This window comes from Nocardia sp. NPDC057227 (genome assembly GCF_042669725.1).
Taxonomy (GTDB): Bacteria; Actinomycetota; Actinomycetes; order Mycobacteriales; family Mycobacteriaceae; genus Nocardia; species Nocardia asteroides_A.
The window spans coordinates 158,255-172,220 of record NZ_JBHUXA010000012.1; the positions used below are offsets into that span (position 1 = coordinate 158,255).

The following is a 13,966-nucleotide window of genomic DNA, read 5'->3' on the forward strand; positions in this document are numbered from 1 at the left end:
ACAGGTCGCTCTACTACTTACTGTCGGAGACGCCCGAACCCGCGCTACCCTGACCGCGGCAGAATCGCGAATCACACTGCTCCGCACAACGATTTACGCGCACCGACCGTCGGGGCAGCACTGCGATCGCTGCCGCGAAGCGCCGTCCGGGTGCTCGGGGCGGTGCGCGCGCACCGCACGGGACGGCGAAGTTCGTCTCGTGAGGAGTCCCCGATGTCACGACGGTTCGATGATTTCACCGCCGTTCCCCGTCCCGCGATCACCCGCCGCCGGGCGCTCGCCGCCGCGGCGGCTCTGCTGATCCTCCCGGGTTGCGGGGCGACGAGTGCGCGGCCGGAGCACGGGGAATCCCCTCCCCCGCACTGGGATTACGATGCGGAGGGCCCCGGGCACTGGGCGGAGCTCGACGGCCGCTACGGCATGTGCGGAACCGGGGGCGGACAGTCGCCGATCGACCTCGGCCATCCGACGCGGGTGGCGCCCGCCGACCACATCGACATCGGGTACGGGCCGGTGCGAGCGCTGGAGGTGGTCGACAACGGGCACACCATCCAGGCGAACGTGCCGCCGGACGCCGGGCAGTACGTCGTCGTCGACGGGCGGCGGTTCACGCTGGCCCAGTTCCACTTTCACGCTCCGAGCGAGCACACCGTCGAGGGCGGGGGCGCCGCGATGGAGTTGCATCTGGTGCACGTCGCCGAGGACGGGGCGCTCGCTGTGCTCGGCGTGCTCCTGGCGGTGGGCGAGCAGCGATCGACGTTCGGTCCGGTGCTCGGGGAGTTGCCGCCGGTGGGCGGGGTGCGCGCCGCGGGGCCGCTCGACCTGCGCGAGGTGCTGCCCGGCGACCTCGCGCAGTTCCGCTACACCGGCTCGCTCACCACGCCGCCGTGCACCGAGGGGGTCGCCTGGACGGTGCTTCGGCATCCGGTCCCGGTCGGCCGGGACGAGGTCGAGCGCTATCTGACGCGATTCCCGCACACCAATCGCCCGGTCCAGGCGATCAACGGCCGGGCGGTGATTCTCGGCGGAGGCTGAGCTCGTCGATCACGCCTCCAGCGCCGCGATCAGCGCCGCGGAGTCCGACACCGCGCCGAATACCCCGCCCTGCATGGTCACCATGTGCAGGGCGGCCTCGTGGTTACCGGGATCGGTGGCCCCGGTGCAGTCGGAGAGGATCAGGCACTCGTAGCCGCGATCGTTGGCCTCGCGCATGGTCGTGTGGACGCAGACATCGGTGGTGATACCGGTCAGCACGATATTGCGAATTCCCCTGGTGCGCAGCACCAGGTCCAGATCGGTGGCGTAGAAGGCACCCTTGCCGGGCTTGTCGATGATCGGCTCGCCGGGCAGCGGGGCGACCTCGGGCACGATCTCCCACCCCGGCTCCCCCTGCACCAGAATCCGCCCCTGCGGGCCTTCGCTCCCGATCTCCGCCCCGATCTGCGCGGAACGCCACCGCTTGTTCGCGGGCAGGTCGGCGAGATCGGGCCGGTGCCCCTCACGGGTATGGATGACGGTCAGGCCTGCGGCGCGGGCGGCGGACAGCAACCGCGCGGTGGGGGCGAGACCGGCGCGGGTGAGGGCGAGGTCGTAGCCCATGGCGTCGACGTACCCGCCGGGCCCGCAGAAGTCGACCTGCCAGTCGATGCAGATCACGGCGGTGACGGCCGGGTCGATCGGCCCGTCGTAGGGCCAGGTGTAGGGGCGGGCGTCCACTTGCTTGGTCATGCGGTGACAGCCTCTCGATTGCGAAGGGAAAGGGCGGAGAAGACGGCGGCGCCGACGATCATGCCGACGATGGCGTCGGAGAGCCCTGGCGCCCATTCGTGGGCGGCGAGCGCGGCGGCGGCGCCGACGGCCCAGGCGGCGAAGGCTTCCCAGCGCCAGGCCGTCTCGCGGGCGACGCGACGGCGAAGGACCAGCTGGTCGAGGATCAGCACGATGCCGATGGGCGGGACGATGACGCCGAGCAGGTTCAGCCAGGTCTCGAAGTGCGACCAGACGCCTGCGACCGCGAGCAGCACGCCGATCCCGCCGAGCACGACGCTCAGCGCCCGCATCCGCTGCCCGGTGAGCTGACTCCACCCGACGGCGCCGTTGTACAGGCAGTGCGCGCAGACGGAGCCCAGGTTCACGAAGACGAAGATCACGGCCACCGGGACGAGCCAGCCGCCCTGGTCGATGAGGATGGACAGGAAGTTGCCGCCGTCGGCGGCGGGGTTCGCGGCGGCGCCGAGCGCGACGATGAGCCCACCGATCACCAGGGCGATGGTGTTGCCGACGGGGAACGCGGAGAAGGCGGCGAGGAATCCTTCGCGGCCGTTCCTCGACCAGCGGGTGAAGTCGGCGGTCATGGTGCCGGAGTCGATGAAGCAGGCGATCACCAGGGTGACGGCGGCGCCGAGGCTCAGCGCGGAGCCCGCCCCGGCGTACCCGAGCGCCGAACTCCAGCTCGATTCGCCGAGCGCGAGCACCACGGCGGTGATCCCGAGCGCCAGGTAGAGCGGTGCGGCGATGACGCCGATGGCGGAGAGCGCGCGGATGCCGAGCAGGGTGACCAGGACGTACCCGATGCCCGCACCGAGCGAGGTCAACCGCTCGTCCCAGCCGAGGCTGGTGGCGAGGATGGAGCCGGTGAGCCCGGTCTGGAAGGCGAACCAGCCGATGACGACCGTGGCCAGGAAGCCGGAGACCAGCCGGTAGCCCCGGCGGCCGAAGGTGTCGACGGCGATGAGCGCGAAGCTCTTCCCGGTCTTCCCCGCCAGATAGCTGAGCGCGCCGACGTAGCCCATGAGCACGAGGTTGCCGAGCAGAACGGCGAGCATTCCGCGCCAGAAGCCGAGCGAGTACACGATCAGCCCGCCGAAGACGGCGCAGGTGAGGATCATCGGGAAGCCGAGCCAGACGGCCGACACCGAGGCCAGGCTGCGGCGCGCCGCGGCGGGCACCGGGACGCTCTCGTACTCGTCGCTCGGTACCGGCGCCGCATCCGGTGGTGCCGTATTCAGCTCTGTACTCATGGCTGTATACGTTCGCGACCTGATGTTTCCTCGGAAGCGGTGCGCGGTTACGGGTAGGTGACCGGATCGGGCCCGGGTTACGGGGATGTAGCCGAACTAGGATTTCCGCCGTGGAGCTCGCCGAACACTTCCTTCCCTTCCGTAAGAACACCGTGATCGCGCTGTGCGCCGCGGAGCTGCCCGACGCCGAGCGCGGGCCGTTCACCGACTTCGCCCGGCTGCTCGCCGCGCTGGTGCACCTCGAGTTCCACGACCGCGGCGAGGCCGCGCTCGACGCCTACCAGGTGGTCGACCCCTCCGAGGACGAGCGGGTGCTCACGCCCGCCACGCCGGAGGAGCGGGCGGCGGCGCGGGTGACGGTGGAGCGCGAACTGGTCGCGCTGGCGGAGGCGGCCGATTACACCCGGGTCTCGGCCGAGGAGATGCGGCAGGCGTTCACCGAGCACGCGCTGGTGAAGGTGCGGCTGGAGGTGGACGAGGACGAGTTCGAGACGGCGCTGTTCTTCCGGCGCGGGGTGTCGCAGCGCACCGAGCGGGTGCCGTGGCTCTTCGGGTTGCGCCGCCGCGACCTCGAATTCACCAGCTACGCCAAGGTTCTCGTCTACATCGCCTTTACCGACAGCGCGCGGCGGCCGAACGGCGGGGTGCTGCTGAAGCTCTTCCAGAATGTGCCGAAGAACGATCTGGAGATGCTCTACCCGACGGTGCGGGTGCGGATGCGGCCGCTGGACAAGCTGCTCATCGGGGTGCCCGCGGCGGTGTCCGGGATCGTGGTCGTCGCGACCAAGCTGGTCGCCTCGCTGGGGCCGGTGGCGCTGCTCCTGCTGTTCTGGGCGGGGCTGCGCGAGGAGCCGGTGCGGCTGGATCAGGCCGCGCTGATCACGCTGGGCGCGGGGCTCGCGGCGTTCGGCGGGTATCTGGCGCGGCAGTTCTCGAAGTTCAAGAATCGCAAGCTGCAGCTCATGAAGACGCTCTCCGAGCACCTCTACTTCCGGAACCTGGACAACGACCAGGGGGTCTTCCACCACCTGCTCGGGGCGGCGGAGGAGTCCGAGGTGAAGGAGGCGGTGCTGGCCTACTACTTCCTGCTCACGGCGGAGGCCCCGCTCAGCGGGGCGGAGCTGGACGCGCGGGTCGAGGAGTGGTTCCGCGAGCAGTGGGGCGCACGGTTCGACTTCCGGATCCGGGACGGGCTGCGCAGGCTCCGCGAGCTGGAGTTGCTCACCTCCGACGAGCGCGGCGGGCTCGGGGTGCTGCCGCTGGCGGTGGCAAGGGCGCGGCTCGACCGGCGCTGGGACGGGCTCTTCCTCCGGACTATCCCCGCATCCCCGCCAGTCGCCCGGCAATGATCCGCTCGGCGTCGCCGACGATTCCCTCGACCACTTCCTTACAGGAGAGCACCTCGTCGATCAGCCCCTGCGCCTGACCGGCCCACCACAGCCCGCCGTCCATGTCGCCCGCGCCGAGCACCTCGCGCCTGCCGCGCTCGCCGGAGGCCAGGTGCGCGACGTCGGCGAAGGTGGCACCCGGACGCCGGGAGAGCTCGACGATCTCCGCGGAGACGGCATTGCGCGCCACCCGCGCGGTATTGCGGAACTCGCGGAAGATCACCTGGGTGGCGCGCTCGTCGTTGGCGACGATCTGGCGCTTGACGTTCTCGTGGATCGGGGCCTCGGTGGTGGCGACGAAGCGGGTGCCCATGTTGACGGCGTCGGCGCCGAGCGCGAGCGCGGCGACCAGCCCGGCGCCGTCGGCGATGCCGCCGGAGGCGATGATCGGAATGCTCAGCTTGCGGGCGGCGGCGTTGATCAGCACCAGGCCGGGGACGTCGTCCTCGCCGGGGTGGCCCGCGCACTCGAAGCCGTCGATGCTGATGGCGTCGACGCCGAGCTTCTCGGCCTTGAGCGCGTGCCGCACCGCGACCGCCTTGTGCACCACCTTCACGCCGTTGGCCTTGAAGGTCGGCAGGTGCGGCTCGGGGTTGGCGCCCGCGGTCTCCACGATCTTCACGCCGCCCGCAACGATGGCGTCCCGGTACTCGTCGTAGGGCACCGGGTTGCGGGTGGGCAGGATGGTCAGGTTCACGCCGAAGGGCTTGTCGGTCCGCTCCCTGACCCGGCCGATCTCGGCCAGCAGCGCCTCCGGCGTGGGCTGGGTCAGCGCGGTGAGGAAGCCGAGCGCGCCGGCCTCGGCCACCGCGGCGATGAGCTCGGCGGTGCCGATCGCGGTCATCCCGCCGCAGACGACGGGGTGCTCGATCCCGAATTCCTCGGTGAACCTGGTCTTCAACACCGTTCGATGAGACCACATCGGGACACCGAGTGAAATGACGTTCTCATTGAGTGAGAGCGCGATCACCATCCCCTGCCCCCACTTCTCTCGGACGAGGCTTTGGGGGCTGGCCGCCCCTGACCGCGCGGCGTTGAGTGTGCGCGGGGGCACGTCATCGGGCGGGCCGGGAGGAGCGAGGACACATGCGGGGCAGGGTTGTGGCGGCGATCGCGCTGGTGCTGATGGCGGCGGCCGGGGCGGGGCCGACGGCATCGGCGGAGCCGGCCGCCGTCGCGGCGAGCGCGACGGCACCGAACGGGTCGCGGATCGAGAAGGTGGAGCCGGTGGACGCGCGAAACATCGTGCTGCACATCCACTCCGCCGCCATGGACAAGACGGTGCCGGTCGAGGTGCAGCGCCCGGCCGACACCTCGGTGCCGCGCCCGGTGCTCTACCTGCTGAACGGGGGCGGCGGCGGCGAGGACGGCGTCGCCACCTGGGCCGGGAAGACCGACGCGCTCGGCTTCCTCGCCGACAAGGAGGTCAACGTGGTCACCGCCATCGGCGGCCGCTGGAGCTACTACGCGGACTGGGAGCGGCCGGACCCGGTGCTCGGCGTGAACCGGTGGCAGACCTTCTTCACCGAGGAGCTGCCGCCGATCATCGATGCGGCGCTCGGTACCAGCGGCAGCAACGCGATCGCCGGGATCTCCATGGCAGGCACCTCGGTGCTGCTGCTCGCGATCACCAAGCCGGGGCTGTACCGGAGCGTCGGCGCCTACAGCGGCTGCGCGCAGACCAGCGACCCGGTGGGCCACCGGCTGGTGCAGATGTCGGTGGAGACCTGGGGCGGCGGGAACGTGGAGAATCTGTGGGGCCCGCCGGAGGCGCCGGGCTGGGCGGCGAACGATCCGCTCGTGCACGCCGAGAAGCTCCGCGGCACCACGCTCTACATCTCCAGCGGCTCGGGGCTGCCCGGCCGCTACGACCGGCTCGGTGACCCCTTCATGATGGGCGACCCGAACAATCCGGAGCAGCTCGCGAACCAGATCGTGATCGGCGGCGTCATCGAGGCGGGCACCGCGTACTGCACCAGGAACCTGGCGAGCCGCCTGGCGGAGCTGGACATCCCGGCGACGGTGGAGATCGCGCCGGAGGGCACGCACTCCTGGGGGTACTGGCAGGACGATCTGCAGCGCTCCTGGCCCGCGCTGGCGGCGGGGCTGTACTGAAACTAGGCGGCGAGCTCGTGCTCGGCGGCGAGCGGCCGGACCACGGCGGCCTCGGCGCCGGTGCGCCCCTGCACGCTGGTGAACCGCACCTGCTGGCCCTCGGCGAGGGTGCGGTAGCCTGGCTGATCGATGCTGCCGAACTCGACGAACACCTCGGCGTGGTCGTCGGCGCGAATGAAGCCGAAGCCCTTGGCGGCGTCGAACCAGGCGACGGTGCCGGTGCGCCACTCGGAGCGGGGTTCCATCTACGCGCCCGCCGCGGCGGCGTCGGCGCCGGACCCGCGCATCACCTGCTGCCACCACGAGGAGAGCGGGCTCGGGTCCGGCCACTCGACCGCGGGAGCGGAGTCGTCGGTGGTGTCGGTGCGCTCCGAGCCGATTCGATTCGTGCCGGACTGACGGGTCATGACGGCGTTCTCCTCTGATTCGATGCGCACCGGGCACCCGGTGGTGTTCGCGTTATTCCCGTGAGTCCCGAAATGAAACCTCGGCTAGCGGACCGCGCGGAGCAGCCGTTGCCGCTGGTGGCCGAAGTCGACGACCGTCGGGTAGCCGCCGCTGCGCGGGTCGAACGGCGCCTGGTCGACGGCTGCCCGGTCGGTGAGCGAGCACAGGATGTGCCAGCCGAAGTGGCCGGGGCCGAACGGCGACTCCGCGCGGGTGACCCCGCTGATCCGCACCGTGACCCGCCTGGCGTCGACGGCGACCTCGCAGCGCACGGCGGAGCCGGGCGCCGGGTCGGCCATCAGGGCGGTGGCGGCCTCGTCGACGGCGAGCCCGAGGTCGATGGTCTCGGCGGTGTTCAGCCCGGCCTGCAGCCCGGTCGCCTCGGCGAGCGCGCGCAGCGTCATGAGCTGGGAGTAGTCGGGCGCGACCCGGAACTCGACCCGGGCCGGGGTGGCCGCGGGGCGGGAGCGGGAGCGCGGCCGCGCGACGGGGCGGGTGCCGCGGGGGTCGCGGGGGAAGTGCGGACGCAGGGACATGCGGTTGCCTGTTCCGGACCTCGCGCTGGGGTCAGGCCGGGTTCGGGGCGCTGCCGTTCCGGTCGGCTGAGCGGCTGTCGCGGCCGCCGGGTGGGCCGGGGCAGCAGCCCCGAGCGTCGCCTGGCGCGGGAGATCCTGCTGGTCGATGCGGTGTCGGAGGTGGTGACGTCGACGGTCACTGTTCCTGCCCGTGTTCTCGTATTCGGTGCTACCCGGTTCCCCGGCGTTCATTCGGGCCGGGCGGCCACCGCACACGGGAAGCGGGTACCGGAGCCGAGGCCCCGATACCCGCCGATCGTTCGCCGCGGCTCAGCCCGCTTCGGGGCGCCAGGTGGCGACGGCCCAGATGACCACCACGTCCAGCGCGATGACCAGCAGCGACCACGCCGGGTAGTACGGCAGCCAGAGGAAGTTGCTGACGATCGAGAGCGCCGCGAGCCCGATCGCGGTGATCCTGGCCCAGGTGGCGCCGGTCATCAGCCCGACGGCCGCGATGCCGAGCAGCACGCCGAGCACGATGTGGATCCAGCCCCAGGTGGTGGTGTCGAGCGAGTACACGTAGTCCGGGCCGACCACGAACAGCGAATCGTCCGCGACCGCCGAGATGCCCTGCAGCACCGAGAGCACGGCGACGGCGAGCAGCAGTATCGAGGCCGCGATCGATGTCGCCGCCGCGAAGCCCTGGCGGACGGGGTGTCCGGTTTCGCCTGCGTGTGTCATGGGAGACCCCTCTCGTCGGGTGGGTGTTCGGTGTCGCCGAATCTCCTCTCCCGACCCGCCGGGCGCATCACCCGATTCGGGTGAGTTCTACTGCTACCAGCGGAAACGGGGTATCTTCACTTTTCGAGGAACGATTTGCCCGGAAGTAGCTCGATGGACCGTCCGAGGAGGCGGCATGGTGCTCTCGACCCGGATCGGCACGGTCGGTTCGCGCACGATCGCGCGGCCCGCGCTGGTCGCGGCGATCGAGGAGGCGGTCCGGCCGGGCGCGGCGCGGGTGCTGGTGCTGAGCGCCCCCGCGGGCAGCGGCCGCACCTCCGTGCTCACCGCGTGGGCCGAGCAGAGCCGGTTCGCGGTCGCGCTGCTGACCGTCACCCCGGAGCGCGCGGCGGTGACCGCCTTCGTTCGTGAGCTGGCCGCGCGGCTCGACCTGCCCGACCCCTCCGCCGGGCAGCGCACCCCGGCGAGCGCGCTCACCGCGCTGCTCGCCGCCAGGCCCGACGACGCCGCGCACACCGTGCTCGTCATCGACGACGTGCACCTGATCGACGACCCGCTGGTGCTGGCCGGGCTGGAGCAGTTTCTCCGGCTGGCGCCGCCCACCCTGGTCACCGTGCTCTCCGGGCGCTTCGACCCGCCGCTGCGCTGGCACACCATGCCGGACCAGCGCATGCGCCGCTTCGGCGCGGACCGGCTCGCCTTCACCGAGGCCGAGGCGGCGCTGGTCTGCGCGGCGCAGGGCTGCCCGCCGGAGCCCGCCGAGCTGGACGCGATCATGCGGCTCACCCGCGGCTGGCCCGCGCTGGTCCGGATCGCCGCGCTCTACCTGGACGCCTACCCCGGCGATCGGAGCGCCGCGCTGGCGGTGCTGGCCAGGCCCGCCGCCGCGGTCTCCGACTTCCTGATCGGCGAGCTGCTCGACTCGCTGCCCGCCGCGGTGCGCGACTTCCTGGTGCTGACCAGCGTGCCGGAGGAGTTCACCGAGCCGCTGGCCGCGCTGCTCGCCGGACCGGACACCGGCGACCTGCTGGACCGGCTGGAGCGGCTCGGCCTCCCGCTCACCCGCAGCGGCGCGGCGGGCACGCTCTGGTACCGCTACCACCCGCTGCTGCGCGCCTTCCTGCTGGCCGAGGTGAACCGGCTCGGCCGGGAGCGCGCGGCCGAGCTGCGCCTGGTGACCGCGCAGTGGCTGCAGGCGGCCGGGCTCGGCTCGGCCGCGCTGCCGCACCTGCTCGCCCAGCCGGACGACGAGCCGATCCGCGGCTACCTGCGCACCAGCGGCCCCGCGGTGGTGCTCGCCGGCGACGGCCCGAGCCTGCTGACCCCGCTGACCAGGGAGCGGCCGCTGCTCGCCGACGACCCGTTCGTCTGGGCGCTGCGCGCGGTGGACGCGCTGGTGCGCGGCGAGAACGCGAACGCCGTCGCCTACCTCGACGTGCTCGCCACCAGGAGCGGGACCCCGTCGTTCGCGCCGCCCGGCTGGGTGGCCGCGCTGGCGGGGGCCGCCGGGCTGGAGGCGGCGCTGGTCACCGCGGGCACGCGGGCGCCGGGCGCGGAGCCGCCGAGCACCGCGCACCCGGACATCGACGGCTACGCGGCGGTGCAGTGGGCGACGCTGGCGGTGCTGGACGGCGGCCGGGAGCGCGGCGAGGAGCTGCTGCGCCGCGCGCTCACCCTGGCCGAGAGCACCGGCCAGCCGCGGCTGGTGGTGCGCGCGGCCACCCGGCTCGCCATGGCCGCCGGGCTCGCCGACGATCTGGGCGGGATGCGGCGACGGGCCGGGTACGCGCTGGACTGCGCGGCACGGCACGGCGTCCCCGAGGTGACCGACGTCGCGCAGGCGCGCGCCATGCTCGTCTTCTCCGGGTACCTGCGCGGGGAGGAGCAGGGCGGGGCGGCGCTGGACGGGGTCTTCGCGATGCGGCCGGACGCGGCCGGGGTGGCGGATCCGGTGGCGGGCAGCCACGCGCTGGTGCTGGGGCTGCTGGTGCGCTGCGGGCAGGCCGACGACCGGTACGCGGCGGTGACCGCGCTGCGCGAGCAGCTGCTCGCGCTGCTCGACCGGCACCCGCGCCCGGCCGTGGTGAGCGGGCTGGTGCGGCACGCCGTGTGGGAGCTGCTCGCGGTGCACGAGCCGGTGGCCGCGCGCGGCCTGCTCGACCGGGCGCGCGAGCGGCTCGGGGAGCTGCCGGACGTGGCGGTCGGGGCGGCGGCGCTCGCGCACGCGGCCGGGCGGCCGAAGGCGGTGCGGTCGCTGCTGGAGCCGATCGCCGGGACGGCCGTGCCGCGGGTGACCGGGGTGACGGCGCTGCTGCTGCTCGCCGCCGCGCACCGGGCCACCGGGATGCCTGCCCGCGCCCGCGGCTGCCTGGAGTCGGCGGTCGAGCTCGCCGAGCCGGAGCAGCTGGTCCGGCCGTTCCTCGAGGTGCCGGGGGTGATCGGGATGCTGGACGAGACGGCGGGGTGCTTCGGGCACCGGGACCCCTTCGTTGCCGCGGTGCGCGGGTACGCGGCGGCCGGGCGCGGGCGCGCGGACCACGGCCTCACCGAGACCGAGTGGCAGGTGCTCGCCCGGCTGCCCTCCGGGCGGACGGCGGGCGAGATCGCCGCCGACCTCGGCATCTCGGTGAACACGGTGAAGACGCATCTGCGCGGCATCTACACCAAGCTGCAGGCGCACTCCCGCACCGGCGCGCTGGACCGGGCGCGGCACCTGGGGCTGCTCTGACCGGCGGCCGACCCGGTGTCGTCAGCGGGACGGCCGTGCACAGCGTGCCGCGACGTCAGGCGGCACGACGCGCGCGGTTGCGGTCACGCAGCAGCCGGATGACGGCGCGTTCGAGGATGTCGCGGCGGGCGTCCTCGTCCTTCTGCCGCTCCGCCCTCGGCAGCGCGGCGGCGATGGTGTCGCCGTTCTCCCAGGCGCGCACCACGCGCGGGTCGACATAGGACTCGCGGGCGACGGTCGGGGTGTTGCCGAGCGCATCGGCGACCGCCTCGTAGACCTCCTTGCGCACCCGCTTGCGGCCGCGCTCGGAGCCGGGGCGGCCGAGCGCGGCGAAGGTGACCGCGGCCAGCACCGTGCCCTGCCAGGTGCGCAGGTCCTTGGCGCTGCACTCGCAGTCGGCGAGCTCCTTGAAGCGGGCGTTGATGTCGTCGGCGTGCAGCTCGCGGTAGGCGTCGCCCTGCCGGTAGACGAGCAGCCGGTCGGAGCCGGAGCGGCTGCGGCGCAGCGAGCGCACCGCCCGCGCCAGCCGCGCGTCGGTGACCCGGACCCGGCGGTGCACCCCGCTCTTGGCGATGTAGTCGAAGAGCATGGAGTCGCCGCTCACGGCCGCCTGCTCGCGCAGCAGGGTGGCGACGCCGCGGGTGCCGTTCTCCTCCGCGTACTCCTCGCCGCCGACCCGGAAGACGCCGCGGTCGAGCAGGTCGACGGCGACCGCCTCGACCCGGTGCCGCGGCAGCCCGCTCAGCCCCAGGTCGGCGTGGACCCGCTCGCGCACCGTCGGCAGCTTCGCGGCCAGCGTGAGCACCCGGTCGAACTTCTCCTCGTCCCGCGCCGAGCGCCAGCGCTCGTGGTAGAGGTACTGCTTGCGCCCGGCCGCGTCGGTGCCGATGGCCTGGATGTGGCCGTTCGGGTGCGCGCTGATCCACACGTTCTTCCAGGCCGGCGGGATCACCAGGGCGCGGATGCGCTCGACGTCCGCCGGGTCCGCCTGGCCGCCGTCGGCGGTGTGGTACGAGAAGCCCTTGCCGCGACGCACCCGGCGCAGGCCGGGCCCGCCGGGGTCGCTCCGCCGTAACCGCATACCTCCGGATACCTTCGCAGCGCCCGCTCATTCCTGCTTTTCCGGTGGTGAGCGCCGCTGTTTCCGGCCCGCGCCGCCGGGTAACCAGCGCGCTTCGGCATGATGGGCCGATGAGCGAGGAACCCGATCCCGAAGTCGTCGAGCTGGCCGGCCGGATCTTCGACCTGGCCCGGACCGGGGCCGCCGATGCGCTCGCCGGGTACGTGGACGCCGGGGTGCCGGTGGATCTCACCAACGACCGCGGGGACACGCTCGTCATGCTGGCCGCCTACCACGGGCACGTGGCCGCGGTCCGGGTGCTGCTGGAGCGGCGCGCCGACCCGGACCGGGCCAACGATCGCGGGCAGACGCCGCTGGCCGGGGCGGTCTTCAAGGGCGAGACCGAGGTCGTGCGGGCGCTGGTCGCCGCCGGGGCCGATCCCGATGCGGGCAGCCCGTCCGCGCGCGCGGCGGCGGCCATGTTCGGCAAGGCCGAGCTGCTCGAGCTCTTCGGCTGAGGGCCGGCTTCACCAACCGGCGGCGCGGACCGCGGCCACCGCCTTGCGGGCGGCGACAAGCACCGGATCCCAGACCGGCGAGTAGGGCGGGGCGTAGCCGAGGTCGAGGGTGGTCATCTGCTCGACCGTCATCCGGGCGGTGAGCGCGACGGCGGCGATGTCGACCCGCTTGCCCGCGCCCTCCCGACCCACGATCTGGGCGCCGAGCAACCGGCCGGTGCGCCGCTCGGCCAGCATCTTCACGGTCATCGGGGCGGCGTCCGGGTAGTACCCGGCCCGGCTGGTCGACTCGATGGTGACGCTCACGAACTGCAACCCGGCCGCGGTGGCGTCCACCTCGCGCAGCCCGGTCCTGGCGACCTCCAGCGCGCAGACCTTGCTCACCGCGGTGCCGACCACGCCGGGGAAGGTCGCGTACCCGCCGCCGACCCCGGTGCCGATGATCTGCCCGTGCTTGTTGGCGTGCGTGCCGAGCGCGATGTGCCGCAGCCGCCCGGACACCAGGTCGAGCACCTCGACGCAGTCGCCGCCCGCCCAGATGTCGGTGTGGCCGCGCACCCGCATGGCCAGGTCGGTGAGCAGCCCGCCCTCCTCCCCCAGCGGCAGCCCGGCCGCGGCCGCCAGCTCGGTGGCCGGGCGCACGCCGAGGCCGAGCACGACCACGTCGGCCGGGTACTCACCGTCGGCGGTCCCGACCGCGCGCACCCGGCCGTCGGGGCCGGTGCGGATCGCGGTCACATCGGCATTGCCGACCACGGTGATGCCCATCCCGTCCATCGCCTCGCGCACCAGCGCGCCCATGTCCGGGTCGAGGGTGGACATGGGCTCGGCGCCGCGGTGCAGCATGGTCACCCGGTAGCCGCGCTGGATGAGCGCCTCCGCCATCTCGACGCCGATGTACCCGGCGCCGATCACCACCGCGTCGCCGGACTCCTGGCCGGTCAGGGTGTCGATGAGCGCCTGCCCGTCGTCCAGGGTCTGCACGCCGTGCACGCCGGGGGCGTCGAAGCCGGGCAGCGGCGGGCGCACCGGCCCGGCGCCGGTGGCGATGACGAGTTTGTCGTATCCGGTCCAGGATTCCGTGCCGCCGTCGTCGCGGACCAGCACCCGGTGGCCCGCGGGGTCCAGCTCCAGCACCTCGTGGCCGAAGCGCAGGTCGATATCGCGCTCGCGGTGCTCCGCCGGGGTCCTGGCGATCAGGTCGTCCCGCTCGCGCACCGCGCCGCCCACCCAGTACGGGATGCCGCAGGCCGAATACGAGGCGAAATGCCCGCGCTCGAAGACCACGATCTCCAGCTCGCCCGCGCCCTTCAGCCGCCGTGCCTGCGACGCCGCGGCCATTCCGGTCGCGTCCCCGCCGATCACCACCAGTCGCTCGCTCATGGGCGTCACGGTACGCCCGGCCGGTGTCCGGACCGGTCCGCGATGCCGCGA

At 73.2% G+C, this 13,966-nt stretch carries 14 protein-coding genes; 5 read left to right on the forward strand and 9 right to left on the reverse strand.

What is annotated here, in order from left to right:
* The first annotated feature begins 213 nt into the window (after positions 1 to 213).
* Positions 214 to 1,035, forward strand: coding sequence for a carbonic anhydrase (locus ACFUJ1_RS18750; RefSeq protein WP_378647196.1), 822 nt, complete (start codon positions 214 to 216; stop codon positions 1,033 to 1,035).
* A gap of 9 nt (positions 1,036 to 1,044) precedes the next feature.
* Here ACFUJ1_RS18750 and ACFUJ1_RS18755 read toward each other — a convergent pair whose 3' ends face one another.
* Together ACFUJ1_RS18755 and ACFUJ1_RS18760 are read right to left on the reverse strand one after the other, a co-directional pair.
* Positions 1,045 to 1,728 (reverse strand): cysteine hydrolase family protein, encoded by a 684-nt coding sequence (locus tag ACFUJ1_RS18755; RefSeq protein WP_378647198.1) that lies wholly within the window; start codon positions 1,726 to 1,728, stop codon positions 1,045 to 1,047.
* Entirely contained in the window at positions 1,725 to 3,020 is a 1,296-nt protein-coding gene (locus ACFUJ1_RS18760; protein WP_378647200.1) for a cytosine permease, read from the reverse strand. Before ACFUJ1_RS18760 ends, ACFUJ1_RS18755 begins: the two co-directional genes overlap by 4 nt.
* Before the next feature lie 110 nt (positions 3,021 to 3,130).
* Between ACFUJ1_RS18760 and ACFUJ1_RS18765 the strand changes: the two genes are divergently transcribed.
* Positions 3,131 to 4,369 (forward strand): TMEM143 family protein, encoded by a 1,239-nt coding sequence (locus tag ACFUJ1_RS18765; RefSeq protein ID WP_378647202.1) that lies wholly within the window; start codon positions 3,131 to 3,133, stop codon positions 4,367 to 4,369.
* Here the strand turns inward: ACFUJ1_RS18765 and ACFUJ1_RS18770 are convergent.
* On the reverse strand, positions 4,335 to 5,312 hold the full coding sequence (locus tag ACFUJ1_RS18770) for an NAD(P)H-dependent flavin oxidoreductase (RefSeq protein ID WP_378647204.1): 978 nt from the start codon (positions 5,310 to 5,312) through the stop codon (positions 4,335 to 4,337). The genes ACFUJ1_RS18765 and ACFUJ1_RS18770 overlap by 35 nt on opposite strands.
* A 182-nt stretch (positions 5,313 to 5,494) precedes the next feature.
* Here ACFUJ1_RS18770 and ACFUJ1_RS18775 point away from each other — a divergent pair, with 182 nt between their 5' ends.
* Positions 5,495 to 6,523: an alpha/beta hydrolase gene (locus ACFUJ1_RS18775; protein ID WP_378647206.1), complete on the forward strand. Its 1,029-nt coding sequence runs from the start codon at positions 5,495 to 5,497 to the stop codon at positions 6,521 to 6,523.
* A gap of 2 nt (positions 6,524 to 6,525) precedes the next feature.
* On the opposite strand, the gene ACFUJ1_RS18780 is transcribed toward ACFUJ1_RS18775, so the two are convergent.
* The 4 genes from ACFUJ1_RS18780 to ACFUJ1_RS18795 form a co-directional block, all read right to left on the reverse strand.
* On the reverse strand, positions 6,526 to 6,768 hold the full coding sequence (locus ACFUJ1_RS18780; RefSeq protein ID WP_378611201.1) for a cold-shock protein: 243 nt from the start codon (positions 6,766 to 6,768) through the stop codon (positions 6,526 to 6,528).
* Entirely contained in the window at positions 6,769 to 6,930 is a 162-nt protein-coding gene (locus tag ACFUJ1_RS18785; RefSeq protein ID WP_378647208.1) for a hypothetical protein, read from the reverse strand.
* 84 nt (positions 6,931 to 7,014) lie between these two features.
* Positions 7,015 to 7,506, reverse strand: a complete 492-nt coding sequence (locus tag ACFUJ1_RS18790) for an ATP-binding protein (protein ID WP_378647210.1) — start codon at positions 7,504 to 7,506, stop codon at positions 7,015 to 7,017.
* 309 nt (positions 7,507 to 7,815) lie between these two features.
* Positions 7,816 to 8,226: a hypothetical protein gene (locus tag ACFUJ1_RS18795; protein WP_233017038.1), complete on the reverse strand. Its 411-nt coding sequence runs from the start codon at positions 8,224 to 8,226 to the stop codon at positions 7,816 to 7,818.
* Positions 8,227 to 8,401: 175 nt separating this feature from the next.
* Between ACFUJ1_RS18795 and ACFUJ1_RS18800 the strand changes: the two genes are divergently transcribed.
* Complete coding sequence (locus tag ACFUJ1_RS18800; RefSeq protein ID WP_378647212.1) at positions 8,402 to 10,954, forward strand: LuxR C-terminal-related transcriptional regulator; 2,553 nt, start codon at positions 8,402 to 8,404, stop codon at positions 10,952 to 10,954.
* A gap of 55 nt (positions 10,955 to 11,009) precedes the next feature.
* On the opposite strand, the gene ACFUJ1_RS18805 is transcribed toward ACFUJ1_RS18800, so the two are convergent.
* Positions 11,010 to 12,035: a DNA topoisomerase IB gene (locus ACFUJ1_RS18805; RefSeq protein WP_378647214.1), complete on the reverse strand. Its 1,026-nt coding sequence runs from the start codon at positions 12,033 to 12,035 to the stop codon at positions 11,010 to 11,012.
* Positions 12,036 to 12,145: 110 nt separating this feature from the next.
* Between ACFUJ1_RS18805 and ACFUJ1_RS18810 the strand changes: the two genes are divergently transcribed.
* On the forward strand, positions 12,146 to 12,532 hold the full coding sequence (locus ACFUJ1_RS18810; RefSeq protein ID WP_378647216.1) for an ankyrin repeat domain-containing protein: 387 nt from the start codon (positions 12,146 to 12,148) through the stop codon (positions 12,530 to 12,532).
* Between the two features lie 9 nt (positions 12,533 to 12,541).
* Here the strand turns inward: ACFUJ1_RS18810 and ACFUJ1_RS18815 are convergent, their stop codons facing one another.
* Complete coding sequence (locus tag ACFUJ1_RS18815; RefSeq protein ID WP_378647217.1) at positions 12,542 to 13,915, reverse strand: FAD-dependent oxidoreductase; 1,374 nt, start codon at positions 13,913 to 13,915, stop codon at positions 12,542 to 12,544.
* Positions 13,916 to 13,966 lie beyond the last annotated feature (51 nt).

What these genes read in the sequence shown, in the direction of transcription:
- ACFUJ1_RS18805 (WP_378647214.1), bottom strand. Translation starts at nt 12,035, where the DNA reads ATGCGGTTACGGCGGAGCGACCCCGGCGGGCCCGGCCTGCGCCGGGTG.
- ACFUJ1_RS18790 (WP_378647210.1), bottom strand. Translation starts at nt 7,506, where the DNA reads ATGTCCCTGCGTCCGCACTTCCCCCGCGACCCCCGCGGCACCCGCCCC.
- ACFUJ1_RS18775 (WP_378647206.1), top strand. Translation starts at nt 5,495, where the DNA reads ATGCGGGGCAGGGTTGTGGCGGCGATCGCGCTGGTGCTGATGGCGGCG.
- ACFUJ1_RS18815 (WP_378647217.1), bottom strand. Translation starts at nt 13,915, where the DNA reads ATGAGCGAGCGACTGGTGGTGATCGGCGGGGACGCGACCGGAATGGCC.
- ACFUJ1_RS18810 (WP_378647216.1), top strand. Translation starts at nt 12,146, where the DNA reads ATGAGCGAGGAACCCGATCCCGAAGTCGTCGAGCTGGCCGGCCGGATC.
- ACFUJ1_RS18800 (WP_378647212.1), top strand. Translation starts at nt 8,402, where the DNA reads ATGGTGCTCTCGACCCGGATCGGCACGGTCGGTTCGCGCACGATCGCG.
- ACFUJ1_RS18785 (WP_378647208.1), bottom strand. Translation starts at nt 6,930, where the DNA reads ATGACCCGTCAGTCCGGCACGAATCGAATCGGCTCGGAGCGCACCGAC.
- ACFUJ1_RS18795 (WP_233017038.1), bottom strand. Translation starts at nt 8,226, where the DNA reads ATGACACACGCAGGCGAAACCGGACACCCCGTCCGCCAGGGCTTCGCG.
- ACFUJ1_RS18755 (WP_378647198.1), bottom strand. Translation starts at nt 1,728, where the DNA reads ATGACCAAGCAAGTGGACGCCCGCCCCTACACCTGGCCCTACGACGGG.
- ACFUJ1_RS18750 (WP_378647196.1), top strand. Translation starts at nt 214, where the DNA reads ATGTCACGACGGTTCGATGATTTCACCGCCGTTCCCCGTCCCGCGATC.
- ACFUJ1_RS18760 (WP_378647200.1), bottom strand. Translation starts at nt 3,020, where the DNA reads ATGAGTACAGAGCTGAATACGGCACCACCGGATGCGGCGCCGGTACCG.
- ACFUJ1_RS18780 (WP_378611201.1), bottom strand. Translation starts at nt 6,768, where the DNA reads ATGGAACCCCGCTCCGAGTGGCGCACCGGCACCGTCGCCTGGTTCGAC.